Source organism: Massilia atriviolacea (assembly GCF_003953935.1).
Classification (GTDB): Bacteria; Pseudomonadota; Gammaproteobacteria; order Burkholderiales; family Burkholderiaceae_D; genus Telluria_A; species Telluria_A atriviolacea.
This window is the reverse complement of sequence record NZ_RXLQ01000019.1, coordinates 54,689-77,821: the sequence shown is the minus strand read 5'-3', so window position 1 is coordinate 77,821 and position 23,133 is coordinate 54,689. Positions and strand designations below refer to the sequence as shown.

Annotated in this window: 14 protein-coding genes; 5 read left to right on the top strand and 9 right to left on the bottom strand. The window is 64.1% G+C overall.

Annotation, left to right across the window (positions count from 1 at the left end; translation table 11 throughout):
• Positions 1-42 precede the first annotated feature (42 nt).
• Together waaF and msbA are read right to left on the bottom strand one after the other, a co-directional pair.
• On the bottom strand, positions 43-1,059 hold the full coding sequence (gene waaF / locus EJB06_RS26660) for a lipopolysaccharide heptosyltransferase II (protein WP_126077070.1): 1,017 nt from the start codon (positions 1,057-1,059) through the stop codon (positions 43-45).
• On the bottom strand, positions 1,056-2,810 hold the full coding sequence (gene msbA, locus EJB06_RS26655; protein WP_126077069.1) for a lipid A export permease/ATP-binding protein MsbA: 1,755 nt from the start codon (positions 2,808-2,810) through the stop codon (positions 1,056-1,058). Before msbA ends, waaF begins: the two co-directional genes overlap by 4 nt.
• A gap of 321 nt (positions 2,811-3,131) precedes the next feature.
• Here msbA and EJB06_RS26650 point away from each other — a divergent pair, with 321 nt between their 5' ends.
• The 4 genes from EJB06_RS26650 (at position 3,132) to EJB06_RS26635 (ending at position 7,263) form a co-directional block, all read left to right on the top strand.
• Positions 3,132-4,394, top strand: coding sequence for an O-antigen ligase family protein (locus tag EJB06_RS26650; protein ID WP_126077068.1), 1,263 nt, complete (start codon positions 3,132-3,134; stop codon positions 4,392-4,394).
• Positions 4,395-5,207, top strand: a complete 813-nt coding sequence (locus EJB06_RS26645; protein WP_126077067.1) for a glycosyltransferase family 2 protein — start codon at positions 4,395-4,397, stop codon at positions 5,205-5,207.
• Between the two features lie 128 nt (positions 5,208-5,335).
• Positions 5,336-6,151, top strand: coding sequence for a glycosyltransferase family 2 protein (locus tag EJB06_RS26640; protein WP_229427304.1), 816 nt, complete (start codon positions 5,336-5,338; stop codon positions 6,149-6,151).
• 8 nt (positions 6,152-6,159) lie between these two features.
• Positions 6,160-7,263 carry a glycosyltransferase family 2 protein gene (locus tag EJB06_RS26635; RefSeq protein ID WP_126077065.1) on the top strand — a complete coding sequence of 368 codons (1,104 nt, stop codon included), beginning with the start codon at positions 6,160-6,162 and terminating at the stop codon, positions 7,261-7,263.
• A 23-nt stretch (positions 7,264-7,286) separates the two neighbouring features.
• Here the strand turns inward: EJB06_RS26635 and dnaE are convergent, their stop codons facing one another.
• Complete coding sequence (gene dnaE, locus EJB06_RS26630; RefSeq protein WP_126077064.1) at positions 7,287-10,844, bottom strand: DNA polymerase III subunit alpha; 3,558 nt, start codon at positions 10,842-10,844, stop codon at positions 7,287-7,289.
• Between the two features lie 157 nt (positions 10,845-11,001).
• Between dnaE and EJB06_RS26625 the strand changes: the two genes are divergently transcribed.
• Positions 11,002-11,907: a sulfurtransferase gene (locus EJB06_RS26625; RefSeq protein ID WP_126077063.1), complete on the top strand. Its 906-nt coding sequence runs from the start codon at positions 11,002-11,004 to the stop codon at positions 11,905-11,907.
• Positions 11,908-12,002: 95 nt separating this feature from the next.
• Here EJB06_RS26625 and EJB06_RS26620 read toward each other — a convergent pair whose 3' ends face one another.
• From EJB06_RS26620 to EJB06_RS26595, 6 genes are all read right to left on the bottom strand, one after another.
• The gene (locus EJB06_RS26620) at positions 12,003-13,424 is read right to left on the bottom strand and encodes a mannose-1-phosphate guanylyltransferase/mannose-6-phosphate isomerase (protein ID WP_126077062.1); all 1,422 of its coding nucleotides are present in this window, start codon (positions 13,422-13,424) and stop codon (positions 12,003-12,005) included.
• A 150-nt stretch (positions 13,425-13,574) separates the two neighbouring features.
• Positions 13,575-13,778: a DUF6447 family protein gene (locus tag EJB06_RS26615; protein ID WP_126077061.1), complete on the bottom strand. Its 204-nt coding sequence runs from the start codon at positions 13,776-13,778 to the stop codon at positions 13,575-13,577.
• A 55-nt stretch (positions 13,779-13,833) separates the two neighbouring features.
• Positions 13,834-15,180, bottom strand: coding sequence for a TolC family outer membrane protein (locus tag EJB06_RS26610; RefSeq protein WP_229427303.1), 1,347 nt, complete (start codon positions 15,178-15,180; stop codon positions 13,834-13,836).
• 1 nt (position 15,181) lies between these two features.
• On the bottom strand, positions 15,182-16,543 hold the full coding sequence (locus tag EJB06_RS26605) for an HlyD family type I secretion periplasmic adaptor subunit (RefSeq protein WP_126077060.1): 1,362 nt from the start codon (positions 16,541-16,543) through the stop codon (positions 15,182-15,184).
• Between the two features lie 3 nt (positions 16,544-16,546).
• Positions 16,547-18,355: a type I secretion system permease/ATPase gene (locus EJB06_RS26600; protein WP_126077059.1), complete on the bottom strand. Its 1,809-nt coding sequence runs from the start codon at positions 18,353-18,355 to the stop codon at positions 16,547-16,549.
• Positions 18,356-18,716: 361 nt separating this feature from the next.
• Complete coding sequence (locus EJB06_RS26595) at positions 18,717-22,973, bottom strand: DUF4214 domain-containing protein (RefSeq protein WP_126077058.1); 4,257 nt, start codon at positions 22,971-22,973, stop codon at positions 18,717-18,719.
• Positions 22,974-23,133: the final 160 nt, after the last annotated feature.

The following is a 23,133-nucleotide window of genomic DNA, read 5'->3' as shown; positions in this document are numbered from 1 at the left end:
GACCTGGCACCGGGGTGGACACAGGCTGGGCAGTGTGAGGCCTTACATCTGGCGCAGCTCTTGCCAGACGATGCCTGGTTCGAGCTTTTCCATGCAGTCGTGGTGGCCGAGCGGGCATTCGCGCTGGCGGCACGGCGCGCAGGCCAGCCGCAGCGAGATCGAACGGGCAACGTCGGAGAACGGCGGCGCGTGGTCCGGGTCGGTCGGGCCGTACAGCGCAATCACCGGCCGGTTCAGCGCCGAGGCAATGTGCAGCAGGCCGGAATCGTTGGCGACCACCGCGGCCGCGCCGGCAATCAGGGCGATCGCCTCGGCCAGCGAGGTGGCGCCGGCCACGTTGTGGATGCCGTCGGTGCCGGTCAGCGCCGTGATCTCGGCGCAGGCTTCACGGTCCTTCGGGGAGCCGAGCAGGGCGATCCGCGCCGAGGAATCCTGCTCGCGCACCGATTGCGCCAGCGCGGCGAAGTGGCGCGCCGGCCAGCGCTTGGCGGCGCCGAATTCGGCACCCGGCGCAAACACCACCAACCGCCCCGCCCCACCCATGCCGTGGCGTTCGCGCACCTGATGAATCTGTTCCGGCGCGACCCGCAGCGCCGGACACGGCACGCCTGCATGCAAGGCGGCGCCCGGCGCGCCGGCCAGGGCGGCGTAGAACGGCACCATCGCGCGCTTGGGGGTGTCGTCGTGATGGACCACGTTGAGCAGGCCATAGCGCATCTCGCCCTTGTAGCCGACCCGGCGCGCAATCCCCGCCAGCCAGGGAATCAGCGCGTATTTGATCGTATTCGGCAGCACGTAGGCGTCGACGTAGCCGCGCGCGCGCAGGACTTTGGCGTAGCGCCAGCGTTCGCGCAGCTGCAGCGCGCCATGCCGGAACGGGGTTTCGAGCACGCTGTCGACCTCGATCATGGCGCGCCAGGCCGGCGCCACCGAGGGCGGGGCCAGCACGTCGATCGGCCGTGCCGGATGCTGGCGCTTTAACAGCTGCAGCAGCGGCTGGGCCATGACTGCGTCGCCGATCCAGTTCGGCGAGATGACCAGGGTGCGCCCTTCGCTCATGCTTCGGCCTTGGTTTCGGGCTTGTCTTCGGGCTTGTTGGCGAACTGCAGGCGGTACAGGTTGGCGTACATGCCGTCCAGCGCCAGCAGGTCGTCGTGGCGGCCCGCTTCCACGATCCGCCCCTGGTCGAGCACCACGATGCGGTCGGCCCGTTCGATGGTCGAGAGGCGGTGCGCGATGACGAGCGTGGTGCGCCCGGCCATCAGGGTGTCGAGCGCGCCCTGCACCGCGCGTTCGGATTCGTTGTCGAGGGCGGAGGTGGCTTCGTCCAGGATCAGGATCGGGGCGTCCTTGTAGATGGCGCGCGCGATCGCCACGCGCTGGCGCTGGCCGCCCGACAGGCGCATGCCGTTTTCGCCGATCGGCGTATCGACGCCTTGCGGCAGGGCCGCGACCACCTCGTCCAGGTGGGCTGCCCCGATCGCCGCCGCCAGGCGCGCAGGGTCGACCCGCTCGGCGCCGTAGGCGATGTTGGCGCCCAGGGTGTCGTCGAACAGCACCACGTTCTGGCTGACCATGGCCAGCTGCGCGCGCAGGCTTTGCAGGGTGATGTCTTCGTACGGCACACCGTCGAGCAGGATCCGCCCGCCTTGCGGCGAATAGAAGCGCGTGACCAGGTTCACGAAGGTCGACTTGCCGCCGCCCGACATGCCGACCAGCGCCACGGTCTGCCCCGGCAGCACCTCGAGCGTGACGTCGTCGAGCGCCAGCGGGTTGTTGTCGGTATAGCGGAAACGGACCTTCTCGAACTGCAGGTGGCCGCGCGCGCGCTCCAGCACGACCTTGCCGGGGTCGGCTTCGACCGGGGTGTCGATCATGGCGAAGACGGTTTCGGCGGCGGCCATGCCGCGCTGCAGCGGGCCGTTGACGCCGACCAGCGACTTCAGTGGCGCCAGCAGCATCAGCATCATGGTGATGAAACTGATGAATTCTCCCTGGGTCATCCCGGACGTCATGGCAATCACGATCACCACCGACACCGCCAGCGCGGTGGCGCTCTGGGTGATCGGCACGGTGGCGGCGCTGGCCACCGTGATGCGCTGCGAGAAGCCGAGCAGCGCGCCGCTGCGCTGTTCGAAGCGTTCGCGCTCGTAGCGCTCGCCGGCGAACACGCGGATCACCTGGTGCCCGCGCGCCGCTTCTTCGACCACCTGGGTCATTTCGGCGGTGACGCGCTGGTTGTCGCGGCTCAGGCGGCGCATGCGCTTGGCGGTGGTGCGCACGATGGCGGCGGTGACCGGCATCACCACCAGCGCGATCAGGGTCAGTTTCCAGTTGGTCCACATCAGCATCAGCAGCAGGCCGATAATGACCAGCGAATCGCGCACGTAGGCCACGAACACGGAGTTGATCATGTCGACCACCTGGCGCACGTCGCCGATGACGACGTTGATGATCTTGCCGGTCGATTCTTCGTGAAAGCGCGCCACGGGCAGGCGCAGCAAGCGGTCGAACACCATGCGCCGCAGGTCGTTGAGCACGCGGCTGATGACCCAGTTGTTCAGGTAGGCGGTGGAGAAGGTGAAGATGCCGCGCCCGATGAAGATCGACAGCAGCACCAGCGGCACCAGCCACAGGGAAAACTCGACCCGGTTCGGGCCGAAGCCCTTGTCGATCAGCAGTTGCAGCGCGTAGCCGAGCGCCGGCTCGGTGACGGCGGTGCCGGCCATGGCCAGCAGCGACATCAGCGCGCGCGCACGGTACGGTTTGACGATAGCCAGCAGGCGCCGGACTATGACACTATTTTCCATCGTTTTCTTTCGCGTTCAAGCTTCCAGCTTGTTCCGGTTGCGGCATGCCGCCATCGTAAAGACGCGGCCTGTACCAGAGGCCCGCCATTCTCGCACACGCGGTCCGGGTGCGGCCACTACAACATCGCAGGGGGGCCGAATCGGGCTCCGGCAGCGCTTCCCCCGCACGTGCATATCTCCGCCCCGGGCCGCCCGCGGACCGTACTGTAAAATGGCGAACAAATTTTAGGGGGGCAGGTGCCGCGAGGGCCGCCGCCCGCTATCGCCACGCCGCAGGCGCGGCTTGCACGACCCAGGTCGCTTAACAAGGCTATTGCTAGAATGCAAGATTCTCCCGGTTTTCCGATTACACGGCTTGAGCGCGCGGTCCAGTACCTGCTCCTGCTGGCGCTGTTTTGCGTACCGTTCTCCACCTGGCTGACGAATGTCTTCGCCGGCTTGTGCGTAGTGTGTTTTGGCGCGGCCCTGGCCACCAGCGCGCCGCTGCGCGCGGTCGCGCGCACGCCGCCGGCGCTGCTGGCGGTCGCCTTGCTGGCGCTGCTGGTGCTGGGCGCGAGCTGGTCGATCGGGCCGCCGGCCGATATCGTCTCGGCCCTGAAAAAATATTCGCGCCTGCTGGTGCTGCCGATCGCGGTGGCCACCAGCATGCGCGACCCGGGCATGCCGGCGCGCGCGCTGGCCGCCTTTTTCGGCGGCGCGGCGGTGCTGGCCACCTCGAACTACCTGGTCTGGCACGACTTGATGCCCGCCTCTCCGCACGGCTGGTGGCGCATCGGCGATGCCAAGGATTCGTTCTCGTTCAAGAATCACATCACGATCGGCATCCTGCTCAGTTTTGCGTCGGTGACCTGCCTGCTCGGCTCCACCTATGTCCAGGGCGCGCGCGCGCGCGTGGCCTGCGTGGCGGCCGGGGTCCTGTTCAGCGTACCGATCATTTTCCTGAACCAGGGCCGCACCGGTTATGTCACCCTGTTCGTCGGGATGGTGGTGCTGTTCCTGCTGCGGGTGCGCTTCACGCTGCTGCGCACCAGCTTCGGGATGGCCGCCATCGTGCTGCTGTTCGTGGGCTTCTACGCCAGCTCCGACAACTTCAAGCTGCGCACCGATGACCTGATCACCGAGGTGCGCACCGACCAGAAACGCTCGCCCAACGGCCTGCGCATGAGTTATCTGCGGGTCGGCTCGGGCATCATCGCCGCCCATCCGCTGGCCGGACTGGGCACCGGCTCCTTTGCCGAGGTGTATGCGCCGACCGCGCTGCGCGACTGGCCCGAGGACGAACTCGGAAAAACGCGCCACCAGCCGCACAGCGAGTTCCTGCTGATGGCGGTGCAGATCGGGATACCGGGACTGCTGCTGTATTTCGCCATGCTGGGCAGCCTGCTGCGCCCGGCCCTGCGCACGCGCTCCTTCCACGCCGATGCGCTGGTGCTGCTATGGGTGATCTACGTGGCCAGCTCCTCGTTCAACAGCCTGCTGTGGGATGTGACGGAAGCCTACTGGTTCCTGCTGCTGGCAGGCTCCCTGTATGTGAGCGCACGCTACCAGCCCCCATCGGGCAAGTTCACCTTGCAGGATAGCTAGATGCGCGCCGACGCCCTCATTTCCATCATCATCGCCACCTACAACCGGCCCGACGCGCTCGAAGCCGTCGTCGACGCCTGCTTTGCGCAGAGCGACAGGCGGTTCGAAATCATCATCGCCGACGACGGTTCGGGCGAGGCGACCCGCGCCTGTGTCGCGCGACTGCAACAGCGCGCCACGGTGCCGCTGCGGCATGTGTGGCAGCCGGACCAGGGCTTCCGGCTGGCGATGGCGCGCAACCAGGGCATCCTGGCCTCGCGCGGCGAGTACATCGTACTGCTCGACGGCGACTGCATCCCGCAGCGCGATTTCGTCGCGCGCCACCGCGCGCTGGCGCAGCCGGGCTGCATGGTCACCGGCAGCCGTATCCTGCTGGGCGAAACCTTCACCCAGCGCGTGCTGGCCGACAGGCGCGACCTGCACGCTCTCGCTGTCGGCGAAAAGCTGGTGCTGCGCGCGCGCGGCCACCTCAACAAGGTACTGCAATTGCTGGTCAAGCTGCCCGACCTGGGACGGGTACAGAAGCGCTTCAGCTGGCGCCGCATCAAAGGCTGCAATATGGCGGCCTGGCGCAGCGACATCGACACCGTCAACGGTTTCGACCAGAGCTTCGAGGGCTGGGGGCACGAAGACGCCGACTTCGTGGTGCGCCTCTTTAACGCCGGCGTGGTGCGCAAGGATGGCGCTTTTGCCACCGAAGTGTTTCATTTGTGGCACCGCGAAAACGCGCGCGACGACGCCTCGAGCAACCGCGCGCTGGTGCGCCAGCGCGCCGCCGAGCGCACCGTGCGCGCACTGCGCGGGCTGGCGTGACAGGCCACGCGCGGATGTCCCGCTTTGATGCCGCAAGCGCTAGACCTGACGCGGCGGAGACGTATAATAGGTATGTACGCGATGGGCGCTGCCGCTGGCAGTGAATGTCGCTTCACCGGGAGTCCATCTTGTCACGTCCGCACACCATTTCTCTGATCGTCACCACCTACAACCGGCCGGATGCCCTGGAAGCGGTGCTGCGCGCCTGCCTGGCGCAGGACGACGACGATTTCGAGATCATCGTCACCGACGACGGATCGACCGAGGCGACCCGCCACTGCGTCGAACGCATCGCGGCGGGGACGCAGCGCCGCCTGGTGCATGTATGGCAGCCCGACGACGGATTCCGCGTGGCGCGCGCGCGCAACCAGGGCGTGCTGGCGGCGCGCGGCGATTACGTGATCTTCCTCGACGGCGACTGCGTGCCGCGCAAGGATTTCGTGGCCAGCCACCGGCGCCTGGCGCAGCCAGGCTGCATGATCACCGGTAGCCGGGTGCTGCTCTGTCCCGACTTTACCCGCGCCGCCCTGGCCGAACAGCGCGACCTGCACGAGGCGGGGCTGGGCGTGTGGTGGCGCGCCTGGCGCGCCGGGAATATCCAGAAGATCCTGCAGCTGGCGGTCCGCCTGCCCGACCTGGGGCGGGTGCGGCGCGGCTTCACCATGCGCCGCATCAAGGCCTGCAACATGAGTGCCTGGCGCAGCGACATCGAGCGCGTGAACGGCTTCGACGAATCGTTCAGCGGCTGGGGGCATGAAGATGCCGATTTCGTGGTACGCCTGTTTAACGCCGGCGTGCGGCGCAAGGACGGCGCCTTCGCCACCGAGGTATTCCACCTGTGGCACAAGGAGCGCAATCGCGACCAGGCGGCCCATCACGATAAGCTGGTGTACCAGAGCCAGGTCGACAAGACCATCCGCGCGCCGGTCGGACTGGCGCGCTGACTGCGTACATGGCCATGCACGCCGCGGCGCCGCAGCCGTTATTAAGCATCATCGTCCCCGCCTGGAATGTGCAGCACTACATTGTGGCGTGCCTGGCATCGGTGCTGGACCAGATGGGGCCGCGCCATGAGCTGATCGTCATCGACGACGGCTCGCGCGACGCCACCCTGGCGCGCATACGCACCCTGCTCGAGGCATACCCGCAGCTGGCGTGCACGGTGCTGGCGCAGGACAACCAGGGCATCTCGGTGGCGCGCAACAAGGGCCTGGCGTGCGCCCGAGGCGAGTACATCGTGTTCGTCGACAGCGACGACCGCCTGCTGGCAGGCTCGCTGGCGGCGCTCGAGCAAGCCATCGGCGAGTATCATCCGGACGTCATCGCCTGCGACTTCCGCGTGTGGCTGCCCGACCAGGACGACAAATCGCACCGGGTCGGCCTGCGTTATCCGCAAGGCCTGCTGCGCGACCAGGCCGCCATCCTCAATATCTTCTTTGCCGACCGCCAGATGTATGTGTGGGCCAAAGTCTTCAAGCGCGCCGTGTACGAGCAGCTGGAGGCGCCGGTGTTCCCACCCGGGCGCGTATTCGAGGACATGGCCACCCTGCCCCGGCTATTGAGCCAGTGCGCCAGCCTGGTGTACCTGCCGCACGCGATCGTCGACTACCGCCAGCACCCGGCCAGCATCACCAAGCTCATTTCGGAGCAGTGGTGCATGGACCTGGCGGGGGCGCTGCTGGCCGCGCGCGGGCACCTGGAACGGCTTGGGGTGGCGCCGTCGGTGAAAAACCACTTCGATATCGCGGCCGGGTATTTTTATATCAACGTGGTCAAGGATTCGTACGAACTGCCGCGCGCAAGCGGGCGCCGCGTGCGTGCCGCCATCAAATCGGTGTTCGTGGAGAGCCTGTTCGGCGACTGCGCCAGCATGCTGGCGGCGGTGCAGGCCGGGCAGACGGTGTCGATCGACCGGGAACACGATGCGCGCATGATCCGCCAGGTGCAACGCGCGCTGGAGGGCAGCCTGGTGTTCCGGGTCAGGCAGACCGCCAGCCGCAAGATCAAGGTGTGGCAACGGCTGCGCAGGAAGCGCAAGGCGGCGGCAGGTTCCTGAGCCCCGGCGCCGCGCGCACTGCCCTAGTACTCCACCGCCACTTCGCGCGCCCCCAGCACCTGTTCCAGCGCCAGGGTCAGGGCGTCGGACGGCGCCACGCGCCAGTCGTCGCCGAACTGCAGGGTGCAGTCGACGCCCTGCGGCTTGACCCGCATCGCGACCGGCAGTCCGCCGCCACTCTGGGCGCGGTGCGGCTGCAGCACTTCCACGATTTTCGAAGAAGCCACCTTGGCCGGCAGGTACAGCCCGAGCTGGCGCCCGTAGTGCACGCGCGCCGAGGTCAGGTCGAACACCTTCTCGGCCGTGATGCGCAGGCCGCCGTTGAAGCGGTCTTCCGACACCTTGCCCACCACCGCCAAAAATTCGTCTTCCTTGAAGATGTTCTTGTTCGACTCGACCACTTCGCTGTACACCGTCACTTCCACGGTGCCGCTCTTGTCGTCCAGCGAGACGATCAGGATCTTGCCGCGCTGGGTCATCTGGGTGCGCACGCCGGTGATCACGCCGCACATCATGCGCGGCTCGCGCGACGGTTCCAGGTCGGTCAGCTTGGTGCGCGCAAAACGGCGCGCCTCGGTGGCGAAGGAATCGAACATGTGGCCGGACAGGTAGAAGCCGAGCGCGATCTTTTCTTCGGCCAGCTTCTGGCGGTCGGTCCACGGCGTCGCTTTCACGTACTCGGGCGGCGCCACCAGGTCGCTGTCGTCGCCGCCGAACAGGCTGACCTGGTTGACCGAGGCCGAGGCCTGGTCGGCCACTTCCACCGCGAACGCCACGGAAGCCAGCAGGATCGCGCGGTCGACCTTGAAGCAGTCGAAGGCGCCGCTGCGGATCAGCGACTCGATGGTGCGGCGGTTGATCTGCTTGCGGTCGACCCGCTTGCAGAAATCGAACAGGTCGGTAAACGGCCCGCCGGCCGTGCGCGCGGCGATGATCGCTTCGATCGCCGACTGGCCCGAACCCTTGACCGCGCCCAGGCCGTAGCGGATATTGGTGACGCGCTTGCCCGTGACCGACGGCGGCGGGCCTTCCGGCATGAAGCGGTAGTCGGAATGGTTGATATCGGGCGGCAGCAAGGTCAGGCCGCACACGTCCAGCGAATCTTCGACCAGGATCTTGATCTTGTCGGTGTCGTCCATCGCCAGCGACAAGTTGGCGGCCATGAAGGCGGCGGTGTGGTGCGCCTTCAGGTAGGCCGTGTGGTAGGACAGCAGCGCGTAGGCGGCGGCGTGCGACTTGTTGAAGCCGTAGCCGGCGAACTTTTCCATCAGGTCGAAGATCTCGTCGGCCTTTTCGGCCGACAGGCCGTCCTTGGCGGCGCCGGCGCGGAAGATCTCGCGGTGCTCGGCCATCTCCTCGGCCTTCTTCTTGCCCATCGCGCGGCGCAGCATGTCGGCGCCGCCGAGCGAGTAGCCGCCGACGATCTGGGCCATCTGCATGACCTGCTCCTGGTACACCATGATGCCGTAGGTTTCGGACAGGATGGACTCGGTGCGCGGGTCGGGATAGTCGAAGCGTTCGCCGTGCTTGCGCTTGCAGAAGTCGGGAATCAGGTCCATCGGGCCCGGACGGTACAGCGCCACCAGGGCGATGATGTCCTCGAAGCGGTCGGGGCGCGCGTCTTTCAGCATGCCCTGCATGCCGCGCGACTCGAGCTGGAATACCGCGACCGTCTTGGCCTTGGTCAGCAGATCGTAGGAGGCCTTGTCGTTGAGCGGCAGCTTTTCCAACGCGAAGTCGGCGTTGGCCGGGTCGAGCTGCTTGATGTAGCGCACCGCGCGGTCGAGGATGGTGAGCGTGGTCAGGCCCAGGAAGTCGAACTTGACCAGGCCCACGGCCTCGACGTCGTCCTTGTCGTACTGCGAGACCACGCCCGAGTCGCCGCCCTGGGTGTACAGCGGGCAGAAGTCGGTGAGCTTACCGGGGGCGATCAGCACGCCACCGGCGTGCATGCCGATGTTGCGGGCGATGCCTTCGACCTGCTGCGCCAGCGCCAGCAGCTGCTTGACCTCGTCCTCGTTGTCGAGGCGCTCCTTGAGCATCGGTTCTTCTTCGATGGCGTCGGCGATCGTCACCGGCTTGCCCGGCTTGAAGGGAATCAGCTTGGAGATGCCGTCGCAGAAGTTGTAGCCGAAATCGAGCACGCGGCCGACGTCGCGGATCGCGCCCTTGGCCGCCATGGTACCGAAGGTGGCGATCTGGGAGACCGCTTCCTTGCCGTACAAATCCTTGACGTGCTGGATGACGCGGTCGCGCCCTTCCTGGCAGAAGTCGATATCGAAGTCGGGCATCGAGACGCGTTCGGGATTCAAAAAGCGTTCGAACAGCAGGTTGTACTGCAAGGGATCGAGGTCGGTGATCAGGAGCGAGTACGCCACCAGCGAACCGGCGCCCGAACCGCGGCCCGGGCCGACCGGCACGCCGTTTTCCTTGGCCCACTTGATGAACTCGGCCACGATCAGGAAGTAGCCGGGGAACTTCATGTTACAGATCGTATCGGTCTCGAACTTGAGGCGCTCGTCGTAGCGCGGGCGCGCCGCGGCGCGCTTTTCCGGGTCCGGGTACAGGTGGACCAGGCGCTGTTCCAGGCCGGCCTTCGATTCGGCGACCAGGAATTCGTCGATGCTCATGCCGGGCGGGGTCGGGAAGTTCGGCAGCTGCGGCTTGCCCAGGGTGAGCACGACGTTGCAGCGCTTGGCGATCTCGACCGAGTTGGCCAGCGCGGCCGGCATGTCGGCGAACAGCTCGGCCATCTCGGCCTGCGACTTGAAGCGCATCTCTTCGTTGAAGCGCTTGACGCGCTTGGCGTTGGCCAGCATTTCGCCTTCGGCGATGCAGGTGCGCGCTTCGTGGGCGATGAATTCGTCGGGCGAGAGGAACTGGATCGGGTGGGTGGCGACCACCGGCAGCCCCAGTTTGGCGGCCAGCGCCACCGCGTGGCGCACCTGGGCTTCCTGGTTGGGCTGGCCGGCGCGCTGCACCTCGATGTAGAAGTGACCGGGGAAGACCGAGGCCCAGCGCTGGGCGCAGCGTTCGGCCAGGGCCAGGTTGCCGTTTTCGATGGCGGTGCCGACGTCGCCGAAGTGCGCGCCCGAGAGCACGATCAGGCCGTTGGCCTGGTTTTCGTCGGGCGACAGGGTGGACTGGCTGGTGGCCAGCGCGTCGAGCCACTCGGGGCGGATTTCGGCGCGGCCCTTGTGCTGGTTGGTCAGCCAGGCCTTGGACAGCAGTTCGCACAGCTGCAGGTAACCCATGCGGTTCTTGGCCAGCAGCAGCAGGCGCGACGGCTTGTCGCGGTTGTCGTCGTTGCTGATCCAGGCGTCCACGCCGATGACCGGCTTGATGCCCTTGCCGCGCGCCGATTTGTAGAACTTGACCATGCCGAACAGGTTGGCCAGGTCGGTGATCGCCAGCGCCGGCTGCCTGTCCTTCGCGGCGGCGGCGACCACGTCGTCGATGCGCACCAGGCCGTCGACGATCGAGTACTCGGAGTGCACGCGCAGGTGGACGAAGGCCGGTGCGGCCGGCTTGGCTGGCGCGGCGAGCGTGGCGCTCCCGGCTTCGATGACATCGGTACTCATGTGTGTTTCGCCTGCTGTGCAAAGAGCGCTATTTTACCGCGCTGGCGGGCCGGGCGACAGGACGGCGTGGCGCCGGCCGTTCCCGCGCATACCCCTGCTACCGGCGTGGACATTGTTCTATAATGTCGGCTTTCCCGTTTACCTTTCCTTCGCTCCCATGCAAGCTAATACCGCTTTACAAGCTGAAGCGCATGCCGCCATCGCCGCAGCTGCCGCTCACGTCAATATCGCCGCCTATAAATTTGTCACTTTCGACAATATTGAGGAAATGCGTCCCCTGTACCAGGACATCTGCAAGCGCCTGGGGCTCAAGGGCACGATCCTGCTGACGCCGGAAGGCATCAATATGTTCCTGTCCGGCCCGCGCTCGCACATCGACGAGTACCTGGCCTGGGTGCGTGCCGATGCGCGCTTCGCCGACCTGGAAGTGAAGGAAAGCTATTCCGAGGAACAGTCGCACAAGCGCATGCTGGTGAAGATCAAGAAAGAAATCATCACCATGCGCATGCCCCTGATCCAGCCCGAAAAAGGGCGCGCGCCGGCGGTCGGGGCCACCACGCTCAAGCGCTGGCTCGACAACGGCGTGGACGACGAGGGCCGTGAAGTGGTGATGATGGAAACCCGGAACGCCTTCGAAGTCGACGTCGGCACCTTCGAGAACACGCTCGACTACCGCATCGAGAAGTTCAGCGAGTTTCCTGACGTGGTGGCGCGGCACCGCGACGAACTCGAAGGCAAGACCGTGGTCACCTTCTGCACCGGCGGCATCCGCTGCGAAAAGGCGGCGATCCACATGAAAAATATCGGCTACGAGCATGTGTACCAGCTCGACGGCGGGATCCTGAAGTATTTCGAGGAAGTCGGCGGCGCCCACTACCAGGGCGATTGCTTCGTGTTCGACTACCGCACCGCGCTCAATCCGCAGCTCGAGGCGACCGTGACGACCGTGCAGTGCTTCGCCTGCCGCGCGGTGGTGACGCCGCGCGACCAGCTCTCGCCGCTGTACGTGTACGAAAAATCGTGCCCGCAATGCCATCCCGAGCGGGACCAGGCAGCGGCGTAAGACCGGGGTGTCCTGCCGCCTTCGCCTGTACCGTTAACGTTAAAACCGTCATTCCCGTCAAGGGGGCCGCCCAGGGTGGGAATGACGGTAAGCAATCAAACGCGGCCGTAGTTATCCTGGAAGCGGACGATGTCGTCCTCGCCCAGGTAGTCGCCGCTCTGCACTTCAATCATCACCAGGTCGAGCACGCCCGGATTTTCCAGGCGGTGCTTGTGGCCGGCCGGAATATAGGTCGACTCGTTGGTGGAGACGAACAATTCGCGCTCGCCGTTGACCACCTTGGCCATGCCGCTGACCACGATCCAGTGTTCGCTGCGGTGATGGTGCATCTGCAGGCTCAGGCTGGCGCCCGGCTTGACTTCGATGCGCTTGATCTTGAAGCGGGTGCTGTCTTCCAGCACGGTGTAGGTGCCCCACGGACGGTGCACGGTGCGGTGCAGCTTGTGCACGTCGTGCCCTTCGGATTTGAGGCTGACGTACAGGTGCTTGACGTCCTGCACGCGGCTGCGGTCGGCCACCAGCAGGGCGTCGGGCGTGTCGACGATGATCAGGTTGTTGACACCGACCGCGCCCACCAGGCGCTCGTTGCTCTGGATGAAGCAATCGCTCACATCGTGCAGGCGCACGTCGCCGTCGATGCGGTTGCCGTCGGCGTCGGGCGCGATCAGTTCGCCCAGCGCATTCCAGGAACCGATGTCGCTCCAGCCGATATTGCACGGCACCACAGACACCCTGGCCGATTTTTCCATGACCGCGTAATCGATCGAATCGTCGGCGACCTGCTCGAAGGCGGCCGCGTCCAGTTCGCACTGGGTGAAGTTCTTGCCGGTGGCGCTGCGCGATTCGGCCAGGCAGGCGCGGGTGGCGGCCAGGATCTGCGGGCAGTGCAATTCCATCTCGGCGATCATGCTGCCGGCGGCAAAGCAGAACATGCCCGAATTCCACAGGTAGCGGCCGCTGGCCAGGTACTCGCGGGCTTTTTCCAGGCTCGGCTTTTCGACGAAGCGCAGCACCGTGTTGCCGTCCGCCTCGATGTAGCCGAAGCCGGTTTCGGGCGCGTCCGGCTCGATGCCGAAGGTCACCAGGCGGCCGGCCTGGGCCAGCGGAATGGCCTTGGCCACGGCGGCGCCGAAGGCGGCCTGGTCGGAAATCAGATGGTCGGCGGCCAGCACCAGCAGCACGGCGTCGGGGCCATGGACGGCGGCCACATGCAGGGCGGCGGCGGCGATCGCGGGCGCGGTGTTGCGGCCGAACGGTTCCAGGATGTAGCTGTTGGCCAGGCCCTGGTGGCCGGCGGAGACGGCGCGGTAATCGTCTTCGGTCTTGAAGAACAGTTCGCGGTTGGTCACGGTCAGCATTTGCGCCACCTCGGGCAGGGCGGCGCCGCGCAGCCAGGCTTTTTGCAGCAGGCTATGGCCATCGGCCAGGCGGATGAAGGGTTTCGGATGAAGTTCGCGGGAGACGGGCCACAGGCGCGAGCCGGCGCCGCCGCAAAGAATGGTAGGGATGAGTTTCAACTGCGCTTCCTTTAGTGCATGCATGCCGGATCGTCCGGCGATTGATGTGACAACGCAAATAACGTTGCGCATTCTACATCATGGGATGCACCGGAGGAATCGCAGCGCCCTGCCCGCCGCATCGAGGCGGCGGGCAGGGTCCGGTTAGTCTTATTGCGCGGTTTTCGGCAACAGATCTTTCAAGACACTCTTGTAGGTGCCGCGTGCGGTTTCGTAGATGGCCAGCTGGGCGTTCAGGCGGGCGATTTCCGATTCGACGTAGCGCAGGTTGGTCACTTGCTGTTGCGCTTCCGGGGACAGGTCCGACACTTTGTAGCTGATGCCGCCGGTGGTGATTTCAAGTTCGTTGCTCATGTTTCCTCTTATGATAAAAAAGCCGGCGCCACGTGGCCGCCGGCAGGGGGGTTGGTCAGCGGAAGTAGGATGCGGTGCGGCTCACGTCGCTCGCATCCAGGGCGCCGGCGGCGGCGCGCAGGCGCAGCGAGGCCATCAGGTAGCCATAGCGCGCTTGCGCGAGGTCGCGCTTGGTCGTAAACAGCTGTTGCTGGGCATTGAGCAAGTCGAGATTGATGCGCACCCCGCCTTTGATGCTCTGTTCGGTCGCCTTGATCAACAGGTTGCTCGATTCCACCGCGCGGTTGAGCGCATTCACCTTGGCGATGCCGCTCTGGACGGCGGAGTACTGCTTGCTCACTTCGATCAGGGCCTTGTCGGTCTTCGCTTGCAGGTCGGCGCGCGAACGCTCCAGGCCGGCCACGGCCTGGCGCGAGGTGGCGTTGACCGAGCCGCCCGAGTACAGCGGCACGTTGAGCTGGATGCCGATCGCGCGCACGGTCGAATCCTGGTTGTAGGTATTGATGGTTTCGGAGGCGTTCTTGCTGTAGCTGGCCACGAAATCGAGGCGCGGAGAATGGCCGGCGCGCGCTTTGAGGATTTCCTGCTTGGCCACTTCGAGCGCGGTGGTCTGGGCCAGCAATTCCGGATTCTGCCGCAGCGCCATCGCCTTCCACTCTTCCAGCCCGCTCGGCGAGAGCGGCAGCATGCGGAAGGTATCGTTCAGGCCGACCAGGGTGCCGGGGTCGCCGCCGATGATGCCGGCCAGGGTATTGCGCGCCGTGGCCTGGTTGTCTTTCGCTTCGATCAGGGTCGCTTCCGACAGTTCCAGGCGCGCCTGTACTTCGAGCACATCGGTGCGGGTCCCCTCGCCGTGCTTGAGCAGGCGCGTGTTGACCGCGCTCTGTTCGAGGTAGGCGTCGCGCTGGGCCGTGTTCAGGGCCACCTGCTCGTCGGCGAACAGGGCGTCGAAATAGGCGCTGATGACGCGGATCAGCACTTCCTGGCCGCGCACGCTGAAGACCTGGTCGCTCAGCAGGGCCTGGGCCTTGCCCTGCTTGAAGCGCGCATACGCGTCCACATTGAACAAGGTCTGGCGCAGCTGGATGCTGGAGACCCGGCTGATGTATTCCGGCTGGGTGATCGAGGTCGGCGTTTCGATGTCCGAGTGGTTCTTGCTCGCGTTGTAGTTCGCCTGCACATTGGGCAACAGGCCGGCGCGCCCCAGGATCGCGTTTTCCTTGCCGCTCTGGTTTTCATAGAACGCCGAACGGTAGGTCGGATCGTTCCGCAGCGCCTGTTCGTAAGCCTGCTGCAGATTGATGGCGGACGCGCCGGCGCTGGCCAGCAGCAGTGCGGCGCCGGCGGCGGCCTTCATGCGGCCCAGGGCGGTGATGCGGAACGCAGTGAGTCGAAACGTCATCTTAATCCTCCGACAATGATGTCTTGGCGCGATCGAAAATCGGCTTGAACAGGTAATTCATCATGGTGCGTTCGCCGGTCTTGATGAACAGTTCGGCCGGCATGCCGGACTGGATATCGAGCTTGTGCGAAGCGATCAGCTTGGCGCCTTGCGGCGTCACGCGGGCTTTGATCTTGTAGTATGGCATGCCGGTACGCTCATCGACCGTCCGGTCGGCCGAGACCTGGGTCACGATGCCCGGAATGTGCGGGGTCTTGTTGGTGTTAAAGGCCGAGAAGATGAATTCGACCGGCAGGCCGACCTGCACCTTGTCGATCAGGTTGACGGCCAGTTGCCCTTCAACCACCATCGCATCCGAACTCGGGACGATATCCATCATGCGCGCGCCGGGAGCGACCACGCCGCCCTTGGTGAAAATCTGCATGCCGACCACCACGCCGTCGACCGGCGCCTTGACTTCGGCATTGGCCAGTTCGAACTCCTGGGCCTGGATGCGGCTGGCCATGGCGCCGCTTTCCTTCTGCACCTCGGCCAGCTGGGCATTGATTTCCTTCTGATAGTCCTGGGTCCGCACGATGCGGCGCAGGCTCAGTTCCATGAGCTGGTTCTGGGCGCGGCTGATATTGCCGATATCTTCCGAAATCGTGCCTTGCAGCGAAATGAAGTTACGTTCCATTTCCAGCAGGCGCGAGCGCGGCACATAGCCATCCTTGGCCAGTTCGCGCATGCCGTCGAGCTGTTCCTTGATGATCGCGGCCTGGCTTTTCTTCGATGCCAGCGACTCCTGCAAGCCCTTGGTCTGGGCCTTGAGGCCGGCGGCGTTTTCTTCCAGCGCGGCCAGTTCGCTCTTCAGGCTGGACTGGCGCGAGGCCAGCAGCTGCTTCTGGGCTTCCATGGCTTCGACGGCGCGCGGGTCGTCCTTGCGATCCATCAATTCCTTGGGAAACGCCGGTTCCGACTTGCCGCTGCGCTCGGCCAGCAGGCGCGCTTCCGCCGCCAGCGAACCGAAATACTGGGCGCGGCTCATTTCGGCAGCGGAGCGGGCGATGGTCGGATCGATGCGCACCAGCACCTGGCCGGCCTTGACCACGTCCCCGTCCTTGACCAGGATGTCCTGGACGATGCCGCCGCTCAAGTGCTGGACCGCCTTGCGGCTGGTTTCGGTGGCCACCGTACCCGACAGCGGCACGCCGCGGTCGAGCGGCGCCAGCGAGGCCCACAGGATAAAGCCGACAAAGCCGACCAGCACGATGATCCAGCCCATGCGGGCGTACTTGCCCGAATCGACGCTGGCGCCGTTCAGCGGTTGGACGTCGCGCACCACCACATCGGTCACGTCGGTCTTCTTTTTCAGGTCGTTCATTGCTTATTCCTTTTCCGTTGTGACTGCGGCGCCCGGGTTCAGCTGGGGCTGGCCCGCCTGGGGCGGCTGTCCTCCCTGCTGCGCCTGCTGCTGGCGCGCCGCCTGCTGCTGTGCTTCGACCATTTTCTGGTTGGCTTCCTGGATCGCCTGCAAGACCTGGTTGGTCGGGCCGAACATCTGCACGGCGCCGTCGCGCAGCACCAGCAGCTTGGTCGAGACGCTGATCGCGGACGGACGGTGGGTAATGAGCACGATGGTCTTACCGCGCTGGCGCAGGTCGTGCACCGCCATCATCAGGGCTTGTTCGCCGACCTCGTCCAGGTTCGAATTCGGTTCGTCCAGCACCAGCAGCGACGGATCGTCGTACATGGCGCGCGCCAGGCCGAGGCGCTGCTTCTGGCCGCCGGAGAGGCCGGCGCCGCCGTCGCCGAGCACGGTGTCGTAGCCTTGCGGCATTTTCAGGATCATGTCGTGCACGCCGGTGCGCTTGGCCGCTTCCACCACTTTTTCCGGCTCGACCACGCCGAAACGGGCGATGTTTTCGCTGACAGTGCCACCGAACAATTCGATATCCTGCGGCAGGTAACCCACGTAAGGGCCGAGCTCATCCTTGTTCCACTGGTAGATATCGGCGCCGTCCAGGCGCACCTTGCCGATCAGCGCAGGCCAGACGCCGACCAGCAGGCGCGCCAGGGTCGACTTGCCGGAGCCGCTGGGGCCGATCACGCCGAGCACGTCGCCGGCCTGGATGGCGAAGCTGACGCCCTTCAGGACCGGCACGGTCGCGCCCGGTGGGCCGGCGGTGATGTTGTCGATGGTCAGGTGGCCGGTCGGCTTCGGCAGGCTCATGCCTTCCTTGCGTTCTTCGTTTTCTTCCAGCAAGGCGCTGAGGCGTTCGTAGGAGCTGCGCACGCCGGCTACCGACTTCCACACGCCGATGACCTGCTGTACCGGCGCCATGGCGCGGCCGACCAGGATGGAGGCGGCGATCATCATGCCCGGGGTCAGTTTGCCTTCGATCACCAGCAGCGCGCCCAGGCCCAGGATCAGCGATTGCAGCGCGACCTGGAAGAACTTGGTGACGGCGCCGACGGTACCGGCCTTGGCGCTCGCTTCGGCCTGCAACTGCAGGAATTTCGCGTGCAGCTTGTACCAGCGCGACTGCATGTTCGGCAGCATGCCCATCGCTTCGATGACTTCGGCGTTGCGCAGGTTGTTGGTGGCCATATTGCCGGCCAGGATGGCGGTGGTGTTCGCTTCAGCCAGGGGCTTGTGCGAGACGCGTTCGTTGATGACCGCCAGGATCACCAGGATCAGGGTGCCGCCCAGGGCGAACCAGCCGAGGATCGGCTGGAAGAAGAAGATCACCAGCAGGTAGATCGGGAACCAGGGCGCATCGAAGAAGGCGAACAGCGCGCTGCCGGTGAGGAACTGGCGGATGTTGGTCAGGTCGCTCAGGGCCTGGCCGGCGTTGCCGCCCGCCTTTCTGAGGTTGCGCTCGAACGCGGCGGTGTACACGCGCTTGTTCATCTTCATGTCGAAACGGGCGCCGACGCGCACCAGGATCATGCTGCGCATCAATTCCAGCGCGCTCATGAGGACATAGGCGCCCAGCATCAGCAAGGTCAGCATGAGCAGGGTGATCTCGTTCTGGCTGGCCAGCACGCGGTCGTACACCTGCAGCATGTACAGCGAGGGCACCAGCATCAACAGATTGGTGATCGCGCTGAAGATACCGACTGTGTAGAAGGTGCCCTTGAACATGAGCAGCGCCTGCCCAATTTCGTTCTTTTTATCGAAAAGTTTTTTCATTTGAGGCCAACACAATTGTTTAGTAATTCACGAGGGCGGCGCGGAAAGCGGCGACTTCCCGCTTCTGGCATAGGTGTTCGCCATTGCCTGTCGGAGCTGGGCGACGTGAGCAGGACGACAGGATGTCAAAAAAATCCGCTTGGAAATGTGATGTGGATCACAAGTTCGAAAGCTTAGCACAGGGCAGGTTTTTACGCCAGAGAAGATTAACTGAACGCAGCATGACAGCGCTGCCTTTATGGGTTTCTACCCGGCGCGAACGGCAGGGGTGATGAAAAAAGGCCAGGCGGTAAAGCCTGGCCTTTCGAGTGCCTGGAAACGCAGGCCGAAGCCTGCGATTCCTTGCTACTTATAACAACACTTAGGCGATGACGATTGCGCCAGGGATCACAGCGTTGTATGCAGCAACGGTACCTGCGTTACCGACAGCCAGACCGGCATCAACGCCAGCACCAACCAGGTGGATGGTGGTGGTGGTGCCACCGTTGACCGAAACGATGTCGATGATGTTGTCGTTCAGGACTGCATTGTTGGTGGTAACAACGCTGCCGTTGACGAAATTCAACACATCACCAGCTGCGAAGTTGGTGACGTTCGCGGTGTAGGTACCGGTTGCGATGTTGAACGCGTAGTCCAGCGTCGCTGCATCGAAGTTGGTGTTGCCGCTGCTGACAGCAACAGCCACCGTCGACGAAGCGATCGTCAGCGAGTTAGCACCGAAGAAGGTGTTGAACAGCGCAACGGTGTTAACCGCGGTACCGATCACTGCTGGCGCCTGGGTCTGAACGGTGATGTTCTGGGTGAAACCACCGGCAGTTGCCGAGACCACAACTTCATTGTTACCGACAACAGTATCGGTCACGGTGATAACCGAACCTGCTGGCAGAACGATCTTGTCGCCAGCAGCAAAGTTGCTCAGCGTCGAAGAGAAGTTTTGTGCAGCTGCGGTGAAGGTCACGTTGGTGTTGTTACCAGCGTTGTAACCTGGAACCGTGTTGTTCAGGGTAACAGCAGCGGTCGTAGGCGGCACGACAACAACTGGAGCAACGAAGGCCGAAGCACCTTCCAGCAGGTAGTAGTTAGCGGCAGACGAATTGACGAAGTTAGTCTGGGTCAGGGTGCCCCAGGCGGTGTCAGCCATATCGATCGTGCCGGCAACGGTCACCACTGCGTTGGTTGCGCCAACAGCGTCAGCGATCGTGTACACGGTACCGATGTTGTCCAGATCGACAGCAACGTACACGTGGGTCTGTGCAGCAGCGTTGTTCGCGTTGTACAGAGCAGCGATCGCGGTCGTGGTCAGTGCGGCTGCGGTTGCGGTCGGAGCACCGATGGTGATCGACTTGTCAGCCGTGAACGCATTGGTCAGGGTGGTGCCGCCCAGTGCGGTGAAGTCCAGGTGGTCGACGCCAGCGCCGACGGCGTTGAAGTTCAGGACCGTGTCGTTGCCGAATGCAGGAGCGTAGACCAGGGTATCGTTATCCGAAGCAGCGAAATCGGCAACGGTTGGAGCCAGGATCTGCGCGCCACCGTTCAGCGCTTCGCGGGTGCCCAGAACGATCACGTCATTACCCGTGCCGCCGGTGATGATGTTGTCGCTGATAGCGTCGCCGTCTTTGCCGACCATTTCGCGCAGCACTGCTGCTGGCTGGTTCGAGTCATAGGCGGTAGCGAATGCCGAAGCGTAGTCGCCGTTGGCGGTGTACGTAGCCAGCGCGGTTACCATTGCAGCGTACACATTGGCGCCGGTCGCGTCAGCGGTCAGGCCGTAAGCCGTCGCAATAGCGGTCAGGTCGGAAGCCGACAGGGCGCCAACAGCTGCGGTTGGAGCGGTCAGGCCCACGGTCAGGTCGCCAGCGACGTGCACGCCGTCGGTCAGCGAACCGACGATCAGGGCGCCCGATGCGGAATCCGAAGCCAGCAACAGCTTGTTCAGCACTGGGTTGTTGTTGATCGCGTTCTTGATGGCCTGGTTGATCTGCAGGTCGCTGGTGCGGTACGTGACGTTGTCGGTCAGGGTGACAACGCTGCTGATGCCGCGGTAGGTCACGGTGACTTTGGTGCCATACAGATTGTAGGTTTCGTTCGTGTCGGCACGGACGTTACCGATGTTACGATCTTCCAGGTAAGCATTCAGCGCGGTCTGGTTGGTCGTGTTGAACGCCCAGGTTGCGGTGGTGTTGGTCGCTACCTTGTCGGCGCTGCCGTACGCGTTCATGAAGCCTGGCAGTACGCCGGTGTTTTCGGCGTAGATCGTGTCATCGCCAGCGCCGCCTTCGATACGGGTATCGCCATCGCCTGGTTTGCGGATGGTGTCGTTGCCGTCGCCGCCGCTGATGGTGATGTTGTTGTTCAGGTCCTGGTTGTTCTGCCAGTTGGTGGTCGGTGCGGTGCTGCCAGCTGCTGCAGGAACAACGCGCAGGGTCAGCTGATCGTTACCGGCGCCGCCGTTCAGGGCGAACGTGAAGTCTTCCAGGCCGCTCAGGATGTGGCTACGGCTGCCGGCAACGCCAGCGTCCAGGTCCACGGTCATGACGTCGTTGTTGCCGCCGCCGGTGTAGCTGAAAGCGATGTTGTCAGCTGCCGAGTTGGCTTGGGTGTCGACTTTGGTGATGTACTTGGTCACTGCGCGGTCGGTGATGACTGCGGTCATGTTCAGGCTGCCGACCATGGTCTGTGCATCGATCAGACGAATGTCGTGGAAACCGTACATGTCGCCATGCTGTTTGCCGCCGTTGATGGTGTCGGTGCCTGGCAGTGCTTCGTCGCGCAGGGTGCCCACTGGGGTGCCAGCTGGGTTCTGAACGATTTTTGGCAGGCCGTTGTTAGGCAGTGCAGCTGGGTTGTATGCGTCGATACCCAGGTTCGCGCCGCGGTTCTGGTTACCGATGATCGATACGTTGCCTTTGTTGACAGCGCCGTTGATGAAGACAACTTCTTCCAGCTTGTTGTCGGTCGAGTTCATCGTTTGCAGCTTGCTGTTGCGCTCAACGGTGACTTCGAAACGCTCAACGCCGATCGAGGTCGAGGTGTCGCCGGTCGACAGGCCACCGATGACCAGGTCGCCGCCGTTCGAACCACGGCCCACGTCGTCCAGGATGACGGTGCTGGTGATTTTGAATGCGGTGGTCGATGCTGGCGCGGTCAGGATCGCGGTGTGCAGACCGGAGCTTGGTGGCACTGGTGCGTTAGCCAGCCAGCCCGACGTTTCGTCCAGAACGATGGTGCCTGCACCTGGGTTCTTGATGACGATTTCGGTACCGGTCTGTACGCGGCCCGACAGGGTGTCAGCTGCGGTAAAGGCGGTGCCCAGGGTCACTTCGAAGTTCGAGATGGCTGGGGTGTTGGCAACAGCTGCCTTGATGGCGGTCAGCAGGTCGGCGTAGGTCTTGGCCTGGTCGATCGCTTCCGAAGCAACGCGCACTGCGGTGCCGTTGAAGGTGAACTGGAAGCCGTTGTACGGGTTGTTCAGCAGCGGTGCGGTACCTGCATCGTTCGAACGGGTGTCCATCAGTTGCAGACGCAGGGTTGCGCCGCTGGCGGCAACAGGAGCTGCGCGCAGGGAGTGCTGGTCGAAGTACACGCCGAAATCAACGTTGCCTGGGTCGGTGCTGACCATGGCGATGGTGATGTCGCGGGTGATCTGTTGGTCGAGGATGCGGACATCTTCGATCAGCAGGTCGGCGCGGCTGTTGTTGTCTTCCCAACGGTTAACACCGTTCATGCGCTCAGCGTCAACCTGGACTTCGCTGGTGCTGGTGGTGTTGTTGTCGGTTGCGTCGGTCGAAACGGTTTGTGCGCTCAGAACGATGTTTTCAACGCTGGTGGTTTCTGCGCGGAAAGCAAATTTCTGCGAATTGCCGATGTCGGCGCGCAGGGTGTCGTTGCCGCCGCCGCCAGCGATGTTGTCGCCGCCTTGCAGGGTGTTCTGGTTGTCGAAGATGGTGCCGACGAAGGTATCGTTGGCATCGGTGCCGACCAGCGCGTCGCGCTGTGCGGTCAGGCTGAAGGTCGAGCCTGGGGTGGTGCCGAGAACCATGTTAGCCAGGACCGAGTTGACGGTGCCCTGGTAAGCGGTTGCATCGGTGTTAGCGTTGACAGCGGTCAGCAGCTTGCGTGCTTCGGCAGCGGCGCCAGCGCCGTTGTAAGCATTGATTTCAGCTTCGGTGTCGATGGCTTTGGTGAAGTTGGTCGCGATCGTGACTTTTTTGTTCACGGTTGCTGCATCCGCGCCTTTAGCGTCGATAGCGCCGGTCAGGATGTTGTAAGCAGCTGCACCTTTGCTGACGACGCCGGTGTCGATCTGACCGATCCAGTAAGCTGCGCCTTCAGCATCTGGAGCGCGGCCGAACAGGTTGGCGTAGACGGCTTTGACGAAGTCAGCGGTCGAGCCTGGGTACAGGGCAGCCGATTCGGCGCTGGTGCCGAAGCTGTCCATCAGCGCTTTCACAGCGGTGTTGGTTTTGTAAGCAACGCTCAGGCCTGCGGTGTCCGTAGGAGCCTTAGCAGCCGCGAGGGCTTCGGTCATGCTTGCCAGACCTTTTGCATCGGCTGGACGGCCAAAATAGGAAAGGTAAAGTTCTTGTGCTACTTTTGTGTACTCGGTTGCTACGGCCATGATGGATCCTTTAGTTGAGCTTAGATATAACCAGATTTCTGCGGTCCGCCAGGGGTGAAATCCACCTCTTGCGGTCCCTTTTTTGCAGAACAGGGAGTATATTGCCACATCGTGGGGCACGGGTTGTGACCACCATCACAAAATCCAGATTAATCCGCTT